This is a genomic window from Methanobrevibacter olleyae (genome assembly GCF_900114585.1).
Taxonomy (GTDB): Archaea; Methanobacteriota; Methanobacteria; order Methanobacteriales; family Methanobacteriaceae; genus Methanobrevibacter; species Methanobrevibacter olleyae.
Window position 1 is genome coordinate 90,509 of record NZ_FOTL01000004.1, and the last position, 23,239, is coordinate 113,747.

Below are 23,239 nucleotides of genomic sequence, written 5' to 3' on the forward strand. Positions count from 1 at the left end.
AATAATTTATAAATCTGATTCATCAATTCCAGAAGAAGTTAAAATATCCTTAGCTTCTTCATCACTTAAATCATAATGATAGAAATTAGTATAAAACTCTTTTGTAGCATCTACCATATTGATATTAGAATATTTATCTGGATAAATAACCTTAGCAGTCCAAGGAACACCAATAATTATATTTGCACCTGGTGGCCTATCAAACCATTTAAATGGAGACTGTGGAGAGATATAAACTTGATGGTTTTTAACTGCCTTTAAACTAGCCCATTTTGAATCATTGTAAACGTTTTTATAGAAGTCTTCATCAGTAGCTATTATAATATCTGGATTCCAAGAGATGATTTGTTCTATGGAAACAGTTAATTCTCCTCCAGTATTTTGAATTTCAGTATCAGCTACATTTTTACCACCAACTAAAGAGATTAGTTGACCATGTGATGAACCACTTGCATAAGTAGATAATCCATCTTCACCTGAGGCATAATAAACAGATTTTTTCTCTGAATCCGGAATAGAATTTGCAATAGTTTGAACTTCTGATAAATATTTATCATTAAAACCTATTAGTTGATTTGCTTTATCCTCAGCACCTAAAAGTTTAGCTAAAAATTCAATAGTATTATCTATTTTTGTAACATTTGTATTGTCAGTTACAGATACAACTGGAAGTGAGGCAAATTTTTCCTGTCTTTCTTCAACAGTAGATAAATCAACACCCATTCCTTCATCTATACCTTCTACAACTAAATCAGGTTCTGATGCAATAAACTCTTCATAATTACCATCTTGGCTTCCAAACCATCCTCCAACAACTGGAAACTTATCTTTATACTGATCCGGAACATATTTAAGTTCTTCATCAGTCCATTGGAAGTTAACACCTGCTAATTTTTCAGGAGCTAACATATACATAATTGTAGTCATAGGAGGACTTGTAGCAACTACCCTATTAACTTCACTTGGAATAGTTACTGTTCTATTTGCCATATCAGTTATAGTTTGATTACCTGATGAATTAACTGAATATGGAGAAGCGAATAAACTAATAGCTACTCCACAAGCTATTAAGACAATTAAAACAATTAATATTATTTTAGTTTTCTTTTCCATATTGTCACCTAAAAACTATATATAACATGAAATATTTTTCATATCAATCATATAAATAATTTTCTAAATTATTTAAAATAAGATATTATTTTATATAAAAAGTAAATTAAAGCTTAAATTATTAAGAAAAATAATTCATAAGGCTAAAAAAATTAACATAAAGCAACTGAAATAGTAAATCGAATATAAAAGAAATATATAACAGCAGATAATAGTAAAACAATAAAAAAAGAAATATATAACATACAAAAAATAGTAAAACAATGAAAAAGAATAAAAAAATCTAAATAAAAAAGAATAAAAAATAGAAAAGGCTTAAAACCAAAGTTTTTTAAAAGTTTGAAGTTTATTCTAAAACAGTATGCATATTTTTTAAATCTTCTTCGGTTTTTCCCATAGCATCCATTAATTCAGAAACTAAACCATCAAGGAATACCAATGCAGTTAATTCAAATGCAGTTCCAAGTGGAGTCAAAGAAGTATAATTTCCTTTTATTTGCCTTTTAAGGTAATTTTCATCATCTACTTCTACCTTTGTCCTACCTTTTACATTAATAATTTCATCAGCTAATTGACCTAAACTACTTTCAGGATAAGAAGTTAATGCTAAAACTTTTGCCCCTCTTTTTTTAGAAATCTGAGCAGTAGTTACAATAGTATTAGTTTCTCCAGAACCAGAAATAGCTAATATACAATCACCTTTATTAATAGCTGGAGAAATAGTTTCACCTACAACATAAGAACTTAAACCTAAGTGCATTAATCTCATAGCAAATGCCTTAGCAGCAAGTCCAGACCTACCTGCACCAGTTACAAAAATATTTTCTGCAGTAGTGATAATTTCAATAAAATTAGCTACATCCTCTTCATTTAAAAATTCTTCTGCATCACGAATATTATCTAAAATCGCTTCAATTGCTGATATCATAAGTTCCATTTAAATCTCTACCTAAACTTTAATAAATAATTTCAATAATTACTAAATAATCTCAAATAAAACATAATAAAAATAAAAATTTAACTGATAAATTATTTTGAAATTAGATAATAATAATTATATTTATTTAGATATTTAAAATTAATTATCATAATATAAAACAAAAGTTCAATCAATATTTTAAAAAGGAAATTAGACATAAACAATAAAATATTAAAATATTAAAAAGATAAAAAAATAGTAAAATATTATAAAAATTAATATAAATATATAATATGAAGAGAAAACAGATTATTGTAAATTATTGTAAATTAATATAAAAATAGCTAAAAAACTAATATAAAAATAGCTAAAAAACTAATATAAAAATAGTAAAAAGTTAATTTAGAAAAAAATTAAAATGGGTTTAGAGGGATTTAATGCCAAATCTTGAAAATGAGAATCATGATGAAAGATTCATAGATAATAAAAATATCATTAAACCTGAGATTGGAATTGAAATAGATGGAATATCTTTTAATTATAAATTTTTCAAAACTTTAGAATCACTATCAAAAACATACTCTCAAAGAAAAACAGCAAAAGAATTAAAAGTATCTCATTCTGTCCTTAATAGAAGAATTAAAAATGCTGAAGACAAACTTCAAGAAAAATTAGTAGTTACAATTGGTTCTGGTTCTGAGTTAAGTGAAAAGGGATATGAACTCCTAGATATTTATTACAAATATAAAAATAGATTAGAAGATAGGGAAGAGATTATAATAGTTGGAGGACATATTATAACTGGTTTATTACAAGCTATTAGCTATGATTTACCTTTTAAAACATTAGTTTATAGCAGTGATGATGAAAGTGCATATGAACTTGCAAAACAAAATTTAATAGATATTTTAGCTTTAGATGATCCCTTACTTGCTTTTGAAAATGATTTAAACTTTACAGCTATTGCTTATGACCATTTAGTCTTAATTTCTCCAAATAATGGAAAAACAATTGAAAAGATAGAAGATTTAGAAGGTTTGAAATTTATTGGTGTTAAAGGAAGTGCACAAAGGTTAGCATGGAGTACATTAAGACAGGAAAATATAAGTTTTACTATTGAAAGAGAGCTTAAATCACAATTTGATGCATTTAAAATTGTTAAAAATTCTGATGAATACTATACATTTTTAAATGCTAGTTATTTTAATGGAAATGAAATTTTAAAAAATGAAACTCGCCATGTAATAAGTTTAGTCCAATGCAACGATACAAAAGAAGATATTTATAATTTAATAGAATATTTACTTTTTGATGGACAAAGTAAAATTGGGGAACAAGGATTTATACCTATGAAACCTTGGAAAACCAGATAATTTAAAATAAATACATCAAATAAAAAAATTACAATTAAGAAAATCTAATTAAAATAAAAAAATAAGAAAAATTAAAATGAAAAAATATAAATTAAAAAAATATAATTAAAATAAAAAAAAATAAGAAAAATTAAAATGAAAAAATATAAATTAAAAAAATATAATTAAAATAAAAAAAATAAGAAAAATTAAAATGAAAAAATATAAATTAAAAAAATATAATTAAAATAAAAAAAATAAGAAAAATTAAAATGAAAAAATTTTGATCAGACTTTTTTTAAAAGTTTGTCTATTTAATCAAGTCAGAATCAGATTGATCTAACCATTCGTTTACTATTTTTACTGCACAATAGTTACCACACATTGTACAGGTGTCATCTTCTTCAGGAGGCCTTTCATCTCTTTTTGCACGTGCAACTTCTGGGAACATTGCACATTCATATTGAGCTTCCCAATCAAGTCTTTTTCTTGCATCAGCCATAGCTAAATCTTGAGAGCCATCAATTTGACCACTTGCTAAATCACCAGCATAAGCACCAATTCTAGTTGCAATTACACCTTCTTTTACATCTTCAGGAGATGGAAGAGCTAAGTGTTCCGCAGGAGTTACATAACAAATAAAGTCTGCTCCAGCTTTTGCAGAGGAAGCCGCCCCAATTGCAGATACAATATGATCGTAACCAGGTGCTACATCACATACAATAGGACCTAACATATAGAAAGGAGCGTTGGAACACATTTTCTTTTGAATCATAACATTAGTTGGAATTTCATTAATAGGAATGTGACCTGGTCCTTCAATCATACATTGTACACCAGCTTCACGGGACCTATCAATTAATTCACCTAAAATAATTAATTCTTGTATTTGAGCTCTATCAGTAGAATCTGCAATAGAACCTGCTCTCATACCATTTGCAAGTGAAAGAACAACATCATGTTCTTTTGCAATTTCTAAAACATAATCAAAGTTAGAATATAATGGATTTTCTTTTTCATTTTCTACAATCCAGCCAGACATAAATGATCCACCACGAGATACAAGTCCAGTTACACGACCTTGTCTTTTAAGTCTAGTTAAAGTTTCAATGTTAATACTACTGTGAACCGCCATGAAGTCAATACCATCTTTTGCTTGTTTTTCAATAGCATTGAATAAATCATCTTCATCCATGTAAATTACAGAACCATGTTCTCTAATACTTTCAATAGCTGCTTGATAAACAGGTACAGAACCTACAGGTAATGGAGACATATCTAAAACTCTTCTTCTTATAAGATCTAAATCTCCACCAATACTTAATTCCATTAAACAGTCTGCACCATGGTCAATTGCAATCTGTGCTTTTAAAACTTCTTCATCAAAGTTTACAATATCTGTTGAAGTTCCTACAGTTGCATTAACTTTTGTTCTAAGTCCAGCGCCAATACCTGCTGCTTCAATATCTCTGTTTATATTTGAAGGGATTACAATAGTCCCATTAGCAACAGACCTTAAAATAAAATCTTCTGAAACACCTTCAATATTTGCAACATGTTTCATTTCTTCAGTTAATATACCTTTTTTTGCATCACTTATTTGTGTCATTATTAATCTCCAATTTGATTATGCTAGATTATTATGATTCATTTAATAATTTAACGATTAACTAATAATATAAATAAATCTATAAATGAATAGTATAAAATCAATATTTCTTAGAATCATTTATTTTCTTTAAATCATGTTGAGGAATTGCTTAGTTTAAATTCAAATATATTTTATTAAAATAAAATTTAATTTAATTCTATTTTATTTGATTTTATAATTTTATTTAATATATTTTATCTAATATAAATATATCTATTTTTTAAAGCCTTTATTCGAAAATTAAAGTATTTTGAAGCATTTTTTATCAAATTATATTGAGTTATATAAAACATATTTTATTAATTTTTAAATAAATTTCAATAGGAAACTAATAAAGATTTAAAAATTAGACAATAAGCAAAGAAAATAAAACTAAATTAATAATTAAAATTAAGAAAAAATACTAAAAAATAATAATTAAAAAATTATAAACTAAAAGAAAAAAAACTTTGGTCAAGGTTTTTGAGCCGAAGGCTCAAAAAGCTTGGAAAAGCTTGTTAATAAAAATCAATCATTCTATTATATGCCTCATCATAACTTGGCATATTTGTTTGACAACCTTGTTTTTCAACAACGAAAGATGAAACAGATGAAGCAAATTTAGCAGATTCTTCTAAGGAAGCACCATTAATAAATTGAGATAAGAATCCGGATCTAAAAGAGTCACCTGCACCAGTAGGGTCTACAGCAGGTCTATAAATAGAATCTATTTCGATTTTTCCCTCATCAATACTATAAATAAAACTACCTTCCTTACCACAAGTCTTAATAACAATTTCAGGACCTAAATCCATTAAATCATTTATATCAACACCTAAAGAATCTTGTATTCTTTTTATTTCATGATGATTACCAAATAAAATATTTGAATTTGAAATAACTTCTTTTAATTTTTTAGGACTATACATACCAAGGTCTTGTCCTGGATCAAAAGAAACCAATCTTTCTTCTTCTTTAGCAACAATACCTGATTTACAATTAAAATGAGGATCGCCAGTAGCTAAGTGAACAACTTTAAACTCTTTTAACTTATCCCTTGGAACTACACCATCATGAAACTCCTTTGCAGCTCCCCAGTAGAAATAACTGATTTGATCTTGATTATTATTAGTCATAACAAATGCAGTAGAAGTGTTTTCATCTTCAGATATAATCATTGCATCAGTATCAATACCTAATTTTTCCATATCCTTATGATAATGAGAATTAATAAATTCACACCCTACAGCAGAGAGTAAACCCGTTTTCATTCCTAGCTTTGCACCAACCATAGCAACATTAGCTGCAGCACCACCATTAAGGTTTTTCATAGTTTTCATTGGTGCTGAATTATTGGCTTTAGGAAACTCATCAACTGTGATGATGTAATCGAGTGCAGTATGCCCCACTGCTAATAAATCTTTTTTTATACTCAAACAAATACAACCTTTATCTTTTATGTTTTTAACTGTTAATAATAACTAATTAATATAATATCCTTAATAAATTAATATAATGATTAAAATAATATTAAATAAGATTATTTATAGAAAAACAATACCATATATCACCCTATTAATAAATTAAAAAATATCAATCCATTTAAATTTAGAAAAAATTCAATCCCAAAATATTATCAAATAACAATCTTTTTCTAAAATTATAACAATATTATTTTAAACTTCAAAATATTTAATGATTTTTATTAACATGTGTTATCTAAATATTTCTATGAACTTAAAAGATTTTTATAATAAAAATTTTTTTATAATAAAAATTTGGATAGATTCTAGATAAAAATTTTTAATATCTTAATCAATTTTATAAAAAAAATATCCCATAACTATTAAGTAATAAATATTTTATTCTAAGAATAATTTTAACTTATGATAGCATTTGAAAAGAAATGTCTATAAAAAATCTAAAAAAAACTAAACTAAAATAAACTAAATAAAAAACTAAACCATGTAAAGAATTTAAAAAGAAAAATATATAATAATTAAACTTTAAAATTAAAATTATATTACGAAATGAAAGTAATTATAGTTTGATTAAATAATTTTAAATTAAATGCTAAATTATTAGCAATTAATAAAATAAAAATATTTTAATAATATTTACAATTATTATAGTTATACAGTTTATTAAGTTCCATTAATGTAGTAGAACTATCTGATAGCAATATTAATCAAATAATGATGATAATAAGATTATATTATCAGATTGATTGAGGAAAATATATATTAAAAATTCAATTGAAAGTGAAGATGGAAATTCGGATAATAGTTTAGAAAAAACAGCAAAAGATTAACTAAAATTTATGAATCTACCATTTTTACTAATAAAATAAAGATTATAAAATAATTAATTGTATATGAAAATTTATTAATAAAAAATTACTATATAGTATTATATAGATGATTCTTTTAAATTTTCTATAAAATTTAATTTTTTGATATAAAAATAATTTAGCTGTTTAAAAAAATTAATGGTTAAATTAAAAAGTAAACAAATTTGAAAAAAATAATTAATTATCTGATATCTAATGATTAGAGTACTTATATCCAATAAGTAGAGTATTGATATACAGTAATTAGAGTATTGGGTAGTTAATAGTATGGATGGTGGTTTTTATTTCCGAAGAAGAAATTGAAACTTTAAAAAAGCAATTAAGTGAAAAAAATGAAAAACTTAAAAATCAAGCAATTGAATTAAATCATTTAACTAATGATATTATTCCTAAGTTAAAAAAAGAGAATAAACAATTAAAATCACTGAAAATCGAACTTAGTGATGCATTAGAAAATAGTACTAAAAAGTATTTTAATCAGTTAGAAATTAATGCAGATTTAAGTGAAAGTGTAGCTAAAAAAGGTGCAGGCCTTCAATTAGCAAAAGTCAGACTAGAGGAAATTGAGAAATTAGTTGTTGAACTTGAATCAAAAGCTAATGAAAAGGAACTTGACTTAGAAACTATAGAAGATTTATCTGAAGAGGAAAAATCTATAATTGATGAGCTTAAAAATGAAATTAGTAAATTAAACAAAGAGTTAAATGCAAAAGATAAAATAATTAACAATAAAGAAAATGAAATTAAGAAAAAACAAAATCAATTAAAAGATAAAAACTCTGAAATTGCTGATTTAAAAGACAATTTAATCCCTAAACTCAAGGCTGAATCTGCTGAACTTAATGCTAAGATAAAAAGTATTAAAGCAGAAGCAGAAGAGGAAATAGCTAGAGTCCGAGGAAAAGTTGCTAAATTAGAATCTGAAATTAAAGACTTAAACAGTAAATTAGATAGCAAAAAGAGAGATTATGATAAATTAAATACTGCAATGAATGCAAAGAATAAAAAAATCAACTCCCTTAAAAATAAAAACCAACAATTATCTGAACAACTTAAAGAAAAAGCTAGTAAAGGATTCTTTAGCAAACTTAAAGGTAGATAATTCTGTTTTACTAAATTAATTAATTAATTAAAATTAATTAATCCTTTTTCTTTTTTTATACTGTCTATTTTTTTAAAAAATTAATCCTAAAAAATATTATTTTAAAGCAACTATTTTTAAAATTGAAAGATATTTAATTAATAAATTTTCATTAATAATCATAAAGTTTCTATCATCAAACATATTTAATAGATTATTAAAGAAAAATTATTAAAGAAAAAAATGAAAAATTAAAAGAGCAAATAATAAAAAATAGAAAAAAATAATCACTCCCAACTACTAAAAAGAATTTTGGTCAAGGTTTTTGAGCCGAAGGCTCAAAAAGCTTGGATTAAACATCCTGTCTTAACCTTTTTACAACAAAATCTTTATCTAAAGAGAGTAAGAATGAAGCTGCTCTTGGTCCTTGTTTTTGTCCAAGAATCATTTTATAGATAGCTTGGAAAGCCTTTTGTGGTTTTAAACCATGAGACTCTAAAATTAGATACATCTCATCATGCAAATCTTCTGCATTAGTAAATTCTTTTTCTTCCATTAAATCTGCTAAATCCTTTAAAAAAGCAATTTGATCATCTGGAAGAGGTAATTTTGGAATAGACTTATATTGAACTTGGAATTTAACAAATTTAGGAGCATATTTATCTAGCCAATTAATTACATTCTTTACTCTTTCTTGATATTGCTCTAATTCTAAATCACTTAAATCACTAAATTCCTTATCTGCAAAGCTTTTAGATAATTGAGAATTCTTTTTTAATATTTTAAATATTTTCTCTAAATCATCCCCAGCAATTTGATAAGCATTAACTAAGAATCTAAACGGAGGTCTGAATGGTAAAGGTGCATCTGGATTAATTTGAGCATTTTTATAGATGCTTTTGAATTTCCTGCCTTCTTTCTCAGATGGTGCTTCCTCTTCACCATAGCATACCTTTTCTACCTTATCAAAAGTGTCCATAAAGTCTAACCATGGCATTTTTGGAGAGAAGTCTTTTGATTTCATTGGTTTGCTTCTAAATAAGTAGTAATTAAGGCTCTCAGCAGGTCCAATTTCTAACCATTGTTCTGGAGTAAAGAATACTCCCTGAGATTTGCTCATTGCTTCACCATCAAGAGTAATCCATTCATATGGAATTGGATATGGTGCAGGATAATCAAAGATTTCTTCTGAGATTATGCTACTTACATCATAAGATCCGCCACTAGCTGCATGGTCTTTTCCAAATGGTTCGCAAGTAGTTCCAAAGATTTTCCATCTAGCTGCCCACTCTACTCTCCAGGTAAGTTTACCATTGCCAGATTTAATATCCATTTCACCATCGTGGCCACATTCACATCTGTATTTTACAATATCTCCATTAAAATCATATGCTTCAGTAGTATTTACCCTTCCACATTTTTCACAAATAGGATTATATGGTAACCAATGGTCTGCTAATGGTTCTCTTCTGTACTGGTCAAATATATCTTTGATTTCATTATGTCTTTCAAGGGAGATTCTAATAGATTCAAGATAATCTCCATTTTTATACATATCAAAACCAGATTTTGGAATAATTTCAATACCATATGCATCAAGAACTTTGAATAAAGGTTTTTCAAAGTGTTCTACAAAGTTTTTACAGCATCCTTCAGGACATGGTATCATAGAGTAAGGCATACCAAGATATTTATCATAAGATTCAGGTAGTGGGAAAGGTACTTTTCTAAGAGGATCATGGTCATCTGCAATCCAAATAGTTTCTGCATCATTACCTAATTCACGTAATGCTTTTCCAATAGCATTTGCAATAAATACATCACAAGAATTTCCAATATGTATAGAACCTGATATAGATGTACCGCTTGCTATAACATGTTTATCAACATCCATTTCATTTAATTCATCAGCGATTCTTTCAATCCAATGTTTCATCATCTCACCATAATAATTATAAAAGCTACTTTCAATTTAATAAGTTTAATAACTCAAACTATATGAAAGCAATAAGAAGTATAAATTAATATAAATATAAATTTGATGCTAATTTACTAAATTTAATATTAATTTTAAGTATCAAATATTAAAAATATTAATTTTAGTACTAAATATTAAAAATATTAATTTTAGTACTAAATAATAAAAATATTAATTTTAGTACTAAATAATAAAAATATTAATTTTAGTACCAAACATTAAAAAATAAAATTATGAAAAATACTAATTTTAGCACTAATATTAAAAAATAAAATTATGAAAAATATTAATTTTAAAATAAGACTCTATAATAAGATTCTTTAATCAATATCTTAATACTTTATTATATTATATATTTTCATTATCATATTATAAAAAATTAATTACAAAAATAGAAAGAATTATGTTAAAAATTTATTTATCAATAGAACTTTAAAAAAAATAATAAAACTTTAAAAAAAATAATAAAACTTTAAAAAAAATAATAAAACTTTAAAAAAAATAATAAAACTTTAAAAAATAAGAAAAAGCATAAGAAAATCTTATGCTAAAAAACTATAATTTGAAGAATTCACTCCTTACGCCCAAACATAGCTCCGGTTAAAACTATTAAAGCAAGTAATAATACCAATAGTGGATTGCCTGTTTTTGGTAAAACAGATGTTTCCATTTCTTTAGTAGTACTATCTTCTGTAGTTAAATCATCTGATTCATCAGGAATATCTCCATCAGAATCCTCCTCACCAGAACCTTCCTCATCTGGAACTTCCTCATCTGGAACTTCCTCATCTGGAACTTCCTCATTAGGAACATCCTCATCTGGAACTTCCTCATTAGGAACAGCAGTTACAGTTACATTATTAGAGGATGCATTATTATTAGAGGTGTTATTATCATATTGATCAGATGAAACAACAGCATTATTAGCAAATTCACCTACTTCACTAATCCTAACAGTGACAGTTAAAGTTTTTGACTCACCATTAGCTAATTCACCAACATTCCAAAGACCAGTAGAAGAATCATAATCTCCACTAGATGCAGATACAAATGTATGTTTAGTGATATCACTATCAGTCACTTTAACACCAGTAGCATTAAAAGGTCCATTGTTAGTTACTTTAAAAGTATAAGTTACAGTATTTCCAACAGTAATTTCTGTTTTATCAACAGACTTTTCAAGACTTAAATCAGCATATGGTTTTACTTCAACTTCAGCTTTATCAAAATTATTGTCAAGAGTAGTTTCATCTTCTGCCCCTTCTACATAAGCAGTAATGTTAAATTTGCCTAATTCATTAGCTTTAACAAGTATAGCTAATTGAACAGTGTCTCCTACATTTAACTCGCCAATAGCCCAATCCCCAGTAGATTGATTGAAACCAGAAGTGTTTCCTAATAATTCTCTTGAAGATATATATTCAAATTCAGCTGGTAATTCCAAAATTGCAATTACTTCAGTAGCATTACATGGACCATTGTTAGTTACATTAATAATAAACTCAAAAGTTTCCCCATATAAAACAGATCCAGGAGCTTCAATAGTTATCGCTAAATCAGTAATTTCATAAGGGTCAATTTCAACAGTATCATTATTATTATCAGTAAAATTATCTTTTTCATTAGATGTAACATTAGCTATGTTGGTAATAGTCTCACCAAATTTAGTTACATTAGCAACTATTTCTAAAGTAGCATCAGTACCATTGTTCAAATTGCCAATAATCCAAATACCAGAATTTGGATAGTATTCACCAACACTAGCATTATAACTAACAAACTCAAGACCTTCCGGAAGTTTATCAGTAACTATAACATCGGTGGCATTACAAGGACCCCAATTGATTACAGTAATTAAAAAAGTAACTTCATCTCCGTAATGTATGCTGACGCCAGATCGGACATCAGGTATTAATTCTTCACCATTTACTTTAATTAATTCTTTTATAATCATTAAATCGACTAAAGGTTTAGCAGTTACAATAACACTATCTTCATCATCAACTGTAGATACATCTTCTCCACTATGATTTATAAGTTTAGCAGTGTTGTTAATAGGGTCTAGACTATTAATAGTAACAATTATTTTTAAAGAAACTGTTTGGTTAACACCTAAAGAACCAATGGTCCAATTACCAGAATCTTTATCATAGGTACCAACGCTAGCATTATAACTAACAAACTCAAGACCTTCCGGAAGTTTATCATTAATTACAACACCATCAGTAGCATTAGGACCGTGATTAGTTACATTAATAATATAAGTAATCTCTTGTCCATAATATATAGAATCCTTATCTTCCATTACATCTTTTATAACACCTATACTAACTTTATCTACAGCAGGATTAGATGTCACTTCTACAGAAGATACATTATTACTAGAATTAGTATCATTCTCCCTACAACTTGTAACAGTAGCAGTATTAGTTAAAGTACCTACACCAGTCACATGAGCAATTATATTTAAAGTAGCAATAGCATCCTTTTCTAACTCAGGGATAGTCCAATCACCTGAATCTTCATCATAGGTACCAACACTAGCATCAAAACTAACAAAAGCAAGACCATTTGGAAGTTTATCATTAACTACAATATTAGTAGCTGTTTTAGGCCCATTATTAGTTACTTCAATAGTGAAATTAACATAATCACCTTGTGTTACTGCTGCTGTGACATTTACAGTTTTATTAACTTCTAAATCAACCTCAGGAGCTCCGATTACATGTAATATTACTCTATTAGAGTGTGATTCAAAATTATGTGTTTGAGTATCATCATGATACCATGCAATAAATTCATAGTCACCAATCGGATATTGCTCTATTAGAATAGTTCCGCCAGGAACACTGAATCCTATTGGTTCTTCGTTAGGTAAATTACTAATGTTATTAATTAGAGGAGTTCCATTGATACTTACTAAAAAATAACTAACAATGCCCTCAGTAACTGGAACATCTACGTAATTAAGAAGATTTACTATTGCTTTTAAAGTTGCATCTTCACCTACATAGATAGTATCTTCAAATTTATCATTTACATACAATGTAGTGTTTGTTTGATTTAAAATTTGAATACCATCTATTTTGACTGGTGGTCCATGATTACGATTTGTTTCAAAATAAGCATCCCCTGTTGTACCATTTATACCAGTAAATCTAGCTACACCTATCTTGTTATAGCCTGGCATATTAGCAATATATAAATCAGCATAGTGACGCTGCCCATTAAACTCTAGGAATGCATGCATATTCTTATAGTCATCTTCATCCATGTAAAAAATCATATACATTTCATCTTCTTCAACAGCTGTCCAATATATATTTGCTGGATGCTGATTATGATGAAAATAATAACCTGATGAAACTTCCCTAAAATGGGATAAAAAGTTTCTTTCTGTATCAGTTAAATTAATGGTAAAATAATGATTTTCACTATAATTTGCATCAGCTTCATACATAGAGATATCACTAACATTACTTGATACAGGCCTACTGTCACCAAGAACATATGAATCCCCATCAGCTGTATCCCTTGAAGAACTTACTTCAGTTTCTGCAGCCTGGATAATATCAACATTTTCCGAATCTTCAGCTCCTAAATTAGTAGAATCACTTCCTAGATTAGAAATACTGACATCATCAACATTTTCCGAATCTCCAACCCCTAAATTAGTAGAATCACTTTCTACATCAGAAATGATGGTATCATTAACATCTGCAGCAGATACAGTAGCACATGAAATTGTCAATATACTAAGAATTATTAGAATAATCATTAACTTATTGCCTTTCATTATCTTTTCACCTCCTTTTAAATTAATTATATATATTTATTTTCAATTCTTATATATAAACATTCATAAAAATATATCAAAAAGTAAATAATTTATAAATAGGTATATAAAAAAAATTAATCGATTCAATCAATAAAATAAAAAATTGAACAAATTAAAAAATAGATTATAAAATTAAAAAAAAATTCTCTAAAAATAACTTATCAAAAAAAATCAAAAATACTTATTAAAGGATTAAATAGAATCCTATAAAAGAACCCTATTAAGTGGAAAAATAGACTTAAGCTCTATGTAAAAATAAAAATAGCTTAAAAAATAATAGATAAAAAATCAGTAAAAATAATTAAATTAAATAAGAATCAATAATAAATCAACTAAAAAAAAGTAGATTGAACTTATTGTTCAAATCTACGTCTGTCAATTAATTCTTGACGTTTACCTGCGTTCCATCCACCGTTTGCAGATTTAGCGTGACCTACTTGTTGTACATAGCCAGTGATTCTGTCATACCATTCTACATCAGCAGCTTCACCACAGGAAGGACATTTATTACTTAGTCCCTTCATTAAAGTTTTACATTTTAAACAGAAACTGAATGCTGAGCTATAAGCCCAAAAACCAATATCAGATTTTCTTGCAATTTTATTAGTTAAACTCATTAATGCTTCAGGATCAGAGTAAGATTCACCCATAAATGCATGGAAGATATGTCCACCAGGAGTTAATCTGTGATATTTACCTTCGATTTTAAGTTTATCTGCAAATGAAATATCAGAGTTTACAGGTACATGTGAGGAGTTAGTGTAGTAGTTAGCTCCATTGTCACCTTGTAAGATTGCCTTATCTCCAAACTGTTCTTTATCTAAGGTTGCAAATCTGTATGCAGTAGATTCCGCAGGAGTTTGTAATACAGTCCATCTTAAACCAGTTTCTTCTTTTAATGCCTTTGTTCTTGCATTAAGATATTCTATACATTTTAAACCAAATTTATTTGCTTCAGGGTTGTCAATACCTTCACCGAATAATGCAAGTAACATTTCATTAAGGCCACAGAAACCAAAGGATAAAGTAGAGTTTTGGATTCTATAATAAGTTTCTCCATCAACCTCTTGATCTAAGAATGGTAAAATATCAAAGTTATTTAAACAGTTAAGACCTTGGTTTCTTCTAATCATTAAGGTTTCAACAGCTAAATCCATGTAGTTGTCTAAGTATTCGAATACATCATCTTCATCTCTAGATTGGTATCCGATTCTAGGCATGTTTAAAGTTACATATGCGAGGTTACCAGTTCTTAAACAGTCTTGTTCCCAGTCACCAGTCCAATTATCCTGAAGACAGGTTCTACAACCCATATAGTTAGCCATCTGACCTCTGTAATCAGGTAACATGTTTACAAAGTAAGATGAACCATATTTAGCTGAAAGTTCATGAACCAAAAGCATATCCTCATCATAGTCACCCTTTAAGGTCTCATCACGTAATGTGTAAATAGTGTTTGGGAATAGGTGAGGTTTACCTTCTGAATCTCCTTCAAGTAAAATTTCAGTAAATGCCTTTTGAATCATTCTAGTTTCATCTTCAAAGTCAGCATAAGTTCCTACAACTTGTCCTTTTGGACCATATGCAGTTAAATCTTGTAAGAATTTTGGAACTCCAAATTCTAATTGCATACTTGTAAATGGAACTTGGGAACCTCTTGCAGCATAAGCCATATTTAAGTTGTAAACTAACATTTGAATAGCTTGCTTTACTTCCTCATAGCTTCTACCAGTTGCAAATGGTGCAACAAATACATTCCATAAGGACATTGCTTGTCCTCCAGACATGTTTTGTTGAGCTGCAAGCATAATTTCACCAGTGTGATTCATTAAAGTTTCCATATGAGAAGGAGGTGCTGCAACAGAGGTATGATCTCCTGTACCATCTACTTTAAGACCATATTTAATGAAAGTTCTTATATCATGTTGTAAGCAGTTTAGTGGCCTTCCTGCAAAAAATTCTAAATCGTGGATGTGAATGTCACCAGACATATGTGCATCTGCTAAGTGAGCTGGTAACATGTGTAAGAGTGCATATTGTTTTAATGCCTCATCAGCAACATATTTATGAATAGACTCAGGATTATGCATCATATTTGCATTATCTCTAGAACCATTTTCAATTAATGAAGTAATGTTATAAACTGGAATACCTAAACGAGTATATCTGCTTCTTAAATCTTCCAATCCATATTCTACAAGTTTAGTGTTTACGATTTCCCTAATCATTGGAGCGGTAAGATATTCAACATTAAGCTTTTTAAGTTCTTTCCAAACTTCAGAAGCGATTTCAAAAGCAGTTTCCTGGGAAGCACCAGTTTCTTCAACTAAAGTACTTGCAATTTTAGCCATATCAAATGGTTCAATTTTATCTCTTGAAGAACGTACTTTTAAAGTAGTCTTAGCTAAGTATTTGTTAGCTGCTTCAGAATCTACATCTTCTAAACATTCGTAAACAATTTTTTTAATTTCTTTAGTGGTAATTCCATCATATAAGTTTTCAACAACAGTTGAAACAATTTTTTCAGATTCAAAGAATGGAGCTTCTACCATTACTAAAGATTTTAACAATTTTTCATAACTAAATGCTTCAGATACACCATTGTTTTTCTTAACAGTGATCTTAGATCTTTTAATATCATTTTCGACATTATCTACTTTTTCCACTTTAACACCTTCATTAATATCTCACAAACCCGTTGTTATTAAAAGTAAGAGTTAGTAAGTTAATTAGTAAGTTAATGATTATAAATTTTTTATTTAAGAAAATTCCTATTTAAGAAAATCCTTAAAAAAATCCTATATAAAATTATTAGAAATTTTTATAAAATAATTTAATTAATAATAATATGTAATTAGATGTATAATATCTGTTCGATATGATACGAAAGTTAGTAACTATATGGAAAGTTAGCTACTTCACGAAATAATATTTGTCTTAAGATGTATATAAATCATTCTATTTAACACGAACAAAATATATTCCAATAGTTATAAGTGTTTAAAATACTTAAAACTTAATAAAAAATATTTAAAACCTATTTAAATTTAAAAAAGGAAAAAATCCTTAAAGATTAAAATTATGAAGCTAAAAATCCAATATCATCATTATCATCAAATTCTAAATAATCCCAATATAATCATATCATGAAATTCTAAATAAAACCATTATCATCATTATCCCATTGTAAATCAATTCAATGCCACTGCTATATCATCATGAATAAATTAAAAAGAATTATTTTCCAAAGAAAACATCCAATGAACTTTGTTTAGATTTGTCACTTTCAAATAATGAATTAATACCAAATTCTTGAATTTCTAATCTTTGTTCAAGATAATGTGATACAGGATATCTGTTTACTAAATTCTGTGAAATTTCAAGATATTTAACAACAGATCCCTTAGACACACTAAGAATCAAGTCTCCACCACACTTACATTTACCAGTTAGTGGCATTCTCCTATACTTAGTACCGCATTTAGGACATCTAACCTTTTGTTTAGAGAAAGCCCTTGAATTTCCCATAATATCTGGTAAAAAGTGAGAAGATAAAACACCTTCTACAACTCTTCTTTGATCAACTGCCCTAATAAGTTCTGCTAAATGAATTTGAGCCTCTACTTTTTCTTTCATAGAACCTAAGCGTTTGTATAAACATACTTTAGGTCCTGCATGAATACTTGAAGTATGATGAGAAAACATTAAATCATGGTATTGTCTATCAGTACCTAAATGCATCTCTACATTATCTACCAAATCTAACATATCAGAAGGTTTTAAAGATTCTTGAGATTTTTCAAAGAATTCTAATGGGAATCTTTCAAAAATATCTAAGTTATGAGATTCATCATCTATCTCCTCAGGATCTATACGGGTAGATAAAACTAAAGGAGCATCCATACTTCCTCCACGGGTACTTGGTAGGTATGATTTTGAAAAATTGATTAAGGCATCCAATAACAGAAGTACAGAATCCTCATCACTATCACAATTTCTTCTTTTTGCAGAATGGAAATAAGGGTGAGCATAACAACCTAATGCTTTAGTAAATCCTACAATACGTCCCAATACTCCTGCAGAAGTGTGGGGAGCAAGACCTGCAATAAGATGACCAATTAAGTCATATTTATCCTTTACATTATAGAATCTTTCCATTCCATAATATCTTTCAAGTAAATCATCAACGAAATTAGCTACTCCCACTAAATATTCACCACAATTATCAGAAACTACAATATCTTGAACTTTAAGTTCAATAATCTGGTCTTCACTAACAATATCTTGACCATAACAATCTTTATCATATCCCATTTTTAATAATTTAGGAACAGTTACTCCAATTTCACTTGGAATAAAGTGAGTAAGTGGTAAATCAGTAGAGTCATGGCGAATAGTTCCTTCTTTAAATGTGAATACTCTATTTTTAGCTCTTAAAATACCTTTTTCTAATGGTTCAGGAAGCTTATCTTCAGAAATTAAACCAATAACTCCTTTAACTTCATCAACTTTACGGACTCCTATATTATTAGAAGCTTTAGAAAATATATGTGCCAAATTAATATCTTTTTGGCCTGCTTTACCTATTACAGTTGGAGAACCGCAATGTGGACAGATAGACTGGAAGGAGCTTAGTCTACATTCCTCATTGATACATTCTCTTCTTGCAAATTCTACCTTAATCTTTTTCTTTTTAGCTGCTTCTGAAATTAAACGTCTGTTTCCACCATTATTACCAATAGGGAAAAGTACATGAGGTGCAGGTCTCATTAACCTTTCTTTAGATTTTTCAGGCCGTCCGACCCTTGTGCCAATATAACATGGAGCCTTATCCTTAATTTCAAAGTCGATATTTTCATTGATAATATCAACAACTGACATATTATAATAATCATCAGCAAGATATTTTGAATAATCCTCACCTATAGTTTTAAGTAGACTATAGGCATGATCTTTATCAATAATTACTTTTCCATCAACAAGTCTGTGGCAAAGCCCTATAACTTCAAGAATTCTTTTTTGATAAGATAAATCAAGTTCTAAATCCTCACGATTATTGTATCCATTTTCAAGATAATCTCTTTTAGTATTTAACCATTCACTAAGGTTAACTAAATCCTTAATAGAAATATCTTTATAATAATAAGTATATTCTGGGTGAAGGGGAACATTGAATTCTTCAGTGATTTTAAATGCTTCTTCAACAGTAAGTTTCTTTGTTTCTAGTGAATTTAAATTAAATTCTTCTTTTTCTTCTAAGTCAAATGATTTATATTTATCGGAATTTCTTATTGCTTCAATCCACCATTCTTCACACCAGCATGCACCTAACATTAGTTGGTTGTTTCTTAAGAACTCACCAAATGCAACAAGCATATCCCCTAAGAAAAGGATTTCAACAACTTTGTTTTTAACTTCTCTTGCATCAGCAATAGAATCCAATCGGCGTACTTCTCCAGACTTTAGCTTTACAGTAGGTCCTTCAATAGAATCTACAGGAACTACACAGTTACCTTTACCTGGTCTTTCAATCTTTAATTGGGTTCCTACAGCTAAAAATTCCAAGAGTTCCATAGTAGCTGGATGAACACCCATAGTTGCAAGTCCAGTATTTCTAGAACGGCCATATCTTAGTCTGAATCCCCCCTTTTCAGAAGGATAACCTAATACAGGTCTTCCGCCAATTATATCATGAGCATATTTAGAGTGCTCAAATAGCTCCTCCTTATCAATAATATTATCATCAATTTCTTGACTAGATTCTTCAAAATCACTCTCAGAAGAATTTTCTTCCTCTTTTGAAGAACCAATACCTTTAGCATATTCTGCTAAAAATTCCCAGCTATCTAATTCAAGGGTATGTGCAATCTTTAAAATCTTTTTAGATTTCTGAATAACACCCTCTACCATCGCAAGAAGAGCTCCACCCCTAATATTATTAGTTTCTACACGAGGTAAGTCTCTATGAGATACTTCAATTTGATCAGTTGGTTCTCCACTTACTTCAACAGGAATACTTCTTGCAGCAAATCTAACCTCTTCTGGAGTTGGAGAGTATTGCAAATTAGTTACTTCAGATTCATAAAGCTCTACCTCTTCCACATATCTTTCAATTTCATCATCAGTAGGTTTAAATCTATCAAGACCAGTAGCTACACGTATTTTATCTCCTAAAAGAACAGATAATGCTGCTGCAGTACCTCCTGCACTACGAATAGGTCCTGCAAAGTATACAGCAACATATTTTGTTCCATCAGCATTACTTTTGATTTTTACTCCTGAAATCCCTTCTAAAGGAGCAGCTACTACTCCCTCTGTTAAAATAGCTAAAGCTGTTCTTAATCCCTGATCTGCAAAAGCTTGTCTTTGAGCTTCTAATTTAGTACCAGTTTCATTTGATTCTTGAGATGCAATTTCAGCAGCAATTTCAAATGCCACTTCTTCTCTTGACATGTCTTTTTCTAATTCTTTAATACGCTTTGCAATACCTTTAGGACCTACAAGCCCTTCAACCCTCTCTGCTAAGTCCTTTGCCAGTGGAATTTCAGTTTCTAACTCCACATCAAAACCTTTTGATCTTGCTTCATTAGCTATCTCATATAGTTTATGAGTTTCACTTTCTAATCTTTCAAAATAATCCATTTCAAAATCCATTATAATCCCTAATAAATAATTTTAATAGCTAATAAATTAACTTAAATTCTTTATATCATATTTTTTATTGATTTAAATTATTCTAAATTGTTTTAAGTTAGTTTAAGTTGTTTTTAAACTATTTATTTATTTTTAAAGTTTAAAAATAATTTCGATTTTTCAATTTTTATCTAATATTATTATATGTTTAATATTATTTAAAGATATAAAAAGAGCAATTAAAAACTAATATAAAATTGAAAATTGAAAAAATATTATAAAAAAAGAATTTAGTTAGTAAACTAACTAATAAAATAGTGTGAAATTAAATTCAAAGAATTTAATCTCTTTATAAGACATATACAATTAAAAATAACTAAAAATAATCTATACTGAGAATTTTAAAATAAAACAAAAGATTCCTAAGATTATAGTAATAGCAATGACTATTTCTGGAGCTATTTTTGGACCTACACTTTCATCATCAAAGTATCTTACTAAACCTGCCCCACTCATAGGCATATTCATTTTATCATTTTTCTTTGCCATAATATCACATTAAAATAACTGAATAAAAATTTGAATTGATCTTATAAAATTTGAATAAATATAATTTTTTAAATACAATTTAATAATATTAATATATTTTCTATAATTATTAATTATTTATATTATTTCTTATATTAAAACTTTTAGTTTTACAGTTAAAATAAAAAAAATTAATTAATAAAATAAAAATTAACTAATAAAAATAAAAATCTTGCTCTTTAAAGTTATAGTTATGAACTTTTAAGCTTAAAGAATTATAATATTCCGCCAAAGAATAAAACTAAAAGTGCAGCAATTGCAAATGTAATTAACCAAATAGGCACACTCCAAGATAATACTTTAGAACCATCTAATGGAGGAATTGGCAATAAGTTAAAAGCTGCTAAGAAGAAATTAATCCTAGTACCAAGAACACAAATTAAATAAACAATAGCTCCCATATCAGTGTAAATAAAATCACCAAGAGAACCTAATATAAGGAAGAATATTAAACCTAATATAATATTTACAACTGGTCCTGCAATAGAAATAATACCATTTGTTTTCTTTTCCATTCCTTGACTATAAATAACAACTGCTCCAGGAGCTGCAAATATAAATCCGAAAAAGGAACTAACTAATGCAATTAATAAACCAGTAGGCCATAATTGATATTCCGCATAATATCCATAATGCATAGCAAGGAATTTATGCCCTAATTCGTGAAAAACAAACCCTAAACCTACTCCAATCAAAACTACTGGGAAAATAATACTTATATGACTATAGTCCCCATTAGAGTAGAGAATAGTAAAACCTAAAGCAATTACTATAAAAGATATTATTAAATCTCTTATCTCATTAATTGTAAATCTAAACATAAGATAAATTATAATTTAGACTTTTATAAACTTTATGATTAATTCATTAGATTATTTAAAAATTATTAAAAAAGTATAATTAATCCTTAAAAAAAAAGTAAAATAAATTTTTATTCCATCTTCTTAGGCCATTCATTAAAAATAGCTCTAAATAATATTAAATTAGATAGAATAGCTAAAATAACTATTAAGATAATAACAGTTAAATTGTTTTGAATAAAATATTCCACCCCACATAATGCAAGTAAAAAGGAAATCAAATTATTTAAAAAGTGAGCAAAAATTGGTACTAAAATATTCTTTGATTTAATATAAAGAATTGATACACAAATACCAAATAAAATAGCTCCTGAAATCCCACCAAAACTATGGCAAAGGCCAAATAATACAGAAGATAATAAAATAGCTAATTTTATATCCTTTAAGTCTTTATTAAACCTTCTTAAAAATATTCCTCTAAACAATATTTCTTCTATGATAGGAGATAAAATAACTACAGTTATAAAATAAATGCTTAATACTGTAAAACTCAATGAACTAAAATCTCCAAAAAGTGGAGAGTCAAAGCGAATAATAGATAAAATACTTAAATATTTTAAAGTAAAGTAAATCGTTGAAACAAATAAAATATTTGCAATAACAATGAAAGAAATATGATAAAAGTTTGAAACTTTAAATAGAGAAGCACATTCATTTTTTAATGAAATTAAAAATGAATCATTTTTATAAGCCTCTACTAAATCAATTTCATGAAATTTATAAAGAAAAAATAGGAGCATAAATCCATATAATATTAATTTAAAAGTTAAAAATCCTAGATAAAAGTTAAAAAGTATTGGAACTAAAGTAAGAACTAATATAACCAATAAAAAGAATGATAAAACCTTTATTGTGGATAATTTATCTAAATAATCATTTAATCTAATCATCTTAACC

13 protein-coding genes are annotated in these 23,239 nt (G+C 27.6%); 2 read left to right on the forward strand and 11 right to left on the reverse strand.

The genetic code is table 11. The annotated features are described in order from the left end of the window. Nucleotides 1-6 precede the first annotated feature (6 nt). The gene (locus BM020_RS02160; protein WP_067145108.1) at nt 7-1,113 is read right to left on the reverse strand and encodes an ABC transporter substrate-binding protein; all 1,107 of its coding nucleotides are present in this window, start codon (nt 1,111-1,113) and stop codon (nt 7-9) included. 346 nt (nt 1,114-1,459) lie between these two features. Beyond that, nucleotides 1,460-2,050, reverse strand: coding sequence for a 6-phospho-3-hexuloisomerase (gene hxlB, locus BM020_RS02170; RefSeq protein ID WP_067145106.1), 591 nt, complete (start codon nt 2,048-2,050; stop codon nt 1,460-1,462). Between the two features lie 419 nt (nt 2,051-2,469). On the opposite strand from hxlB, the gene BM020_RS02175 reads away from it, so the two are divergent. Further along, nucleotides 2,470-3,405 (forward strand): LysR family transcriptional regulator, encoded by a 936-nt coding sequence (locus BM020_RS02175; protein ID WP_143743937.1) that lies wholly within the window; start codon nt 2,470-2,472, stop codon nt 3,403-3,405. Between the two features lie 289 nt (nt 3,406-3,694). Here BM020_RS02175 and thiC read toward each other — a convergent pair whose 3' ends face one another. Then, nucleotides 3,695-4,993 (reverse strand): phosphomethylpyrimidine synthase, encoded by a 1,299-nt coding sequence (gene thiC, locus BM020_RS02180; protein ID WP_067145103.1) that lies wholly within the window; start codon nt 4,991-4,993, stop codon nt 3,695-3,697. A 539-nt stretch (nt 4,994-5,532) separates the two neighbouring features. Beyond that, entirely contained in the window at nt 5,533-6,450 is a 918-nt protein-coding gene (locus BM020_RS02185; RefSeq protein WP_067145101.1) for a carbohydrate kinase family protein, read from the reverse strand. A 1,185-nt stretch (nt 6,451-7,635) separates the two neighbouring features. On the opposite strand from BM020_RS02185, the gene BM020_RS02190 reads away from it, so the two are divergent. Beyond that, on the forward strand, nt 7,636-8,466 hold the full coding sequence (locus BM020_RS02190) for a coiled-coil domain-containing protein (protein WP_067145099.1): 831 nt from the start codon (nt 7,636-7,638) through the stop codon (nt 8,464-8,466). 331 nt (nt 8,467-8,797) lie between these two features. Here the strand turns inward: BM020_RS02190 and lysS are convergent, their stop codons facing one another. The 7 genes from lysS to BM020_RS02250 form a co-directional block, all read right to left on the reverse strand. Continuing rightward, the gene (gene lysS / locus BM020_RS02195) at nt 8,798-10,381 is read right to left on the reverse strand and encodes a lysine--tRNA ligase (protein WP_067145097.1); all 1,584 of its coding nucleotides are present in this window, start codon (nt 10,379-10,381) and stop codon (nt 8,798-8,800) included. Nucleotides 10,382-10,994: 613 nt separating this feature from the next. Further along, nucleotides 10,995-14,219: a DUF11 domain-containing protein gene (locus BM020_RS09275; RefSeq protein ID WP_083405355.1), complete on the reverse strand. Its 3,225-nt coding sequence runs from the start codon at nt 14,217-14,219 to the stop codon at nt 10,995-10,997. 395 nt (nt 14,220-14,614) lie between these two features. Then, nucleotides 14,615-16,927, reverse strand: a complete 2,313-nt coding sequence (gene nrdD / locus BM020_RS02230) for an anaerobic ribonucleoside-triphosphate reductase (protein WP_067145094.1) — start codon at nt 16,925-16,927, stop codon at nt 14,615-14,617. Nucleotides 16,928-17,498: 571 nt separating this feature from the next. Continuing rightward, complete coding sequence (polC, locus tag BM020_RS02235) at nt 17,499-20,915, reverse strand: DNA polymerase II large subunit (protein WP_083405356.1); 3,417 nt, start codon at nt 20,913-20,915, stop codon at nt 17,499-17,501. A gap of 366 nt (nt 20,916-21,281) precedes the next feature. Next, nucleotides 21,282-21,443 carry a preprotein translocase subunit Sec61beta gene (locus tag BM020_RS02240; protein ID WP_067145092.1) on the reverse strand — a complete coding sequence of 54 codons (162 nt, stop codon included), beginning with the start codon at nt 21,441-21,443 and terminating at the stop codon, nt 21,282-21,284. A 254-nt stretch (nt 21,444-21,697) separates the two neighbouring features. Further along, nucleotides 21,698-22,303 carry a site-2 protease family protein gene (locus BM020_RS02245; protein ID WP_067145091.1) on the reverse strand — a complete coding sequence of 202 codons (606 nt, stop codon included), beginning with the start codon at nt 22,301-22,303 and terminating at the stop codon, nt 21,698-21,700. A 110-nt stretch (nt 22,304-22,413) separates the two neighbouring features. Further along, the gene (locus BM020_RS02250; RefSeq protein ID WP_067145089.1) at nt 22,414-23,232 is read right to left on the reverse strand and encodes a CPBP family intramembrane glutamic endopeptidase; all 819 of its coding nucleotides are present in this window, start codon (nt 23,230-23,232) and stop codon (nt 22,414-22,416) included. Between the last annotated feature and the right edge of the window lie 7 nt (nt 23,233-23,239).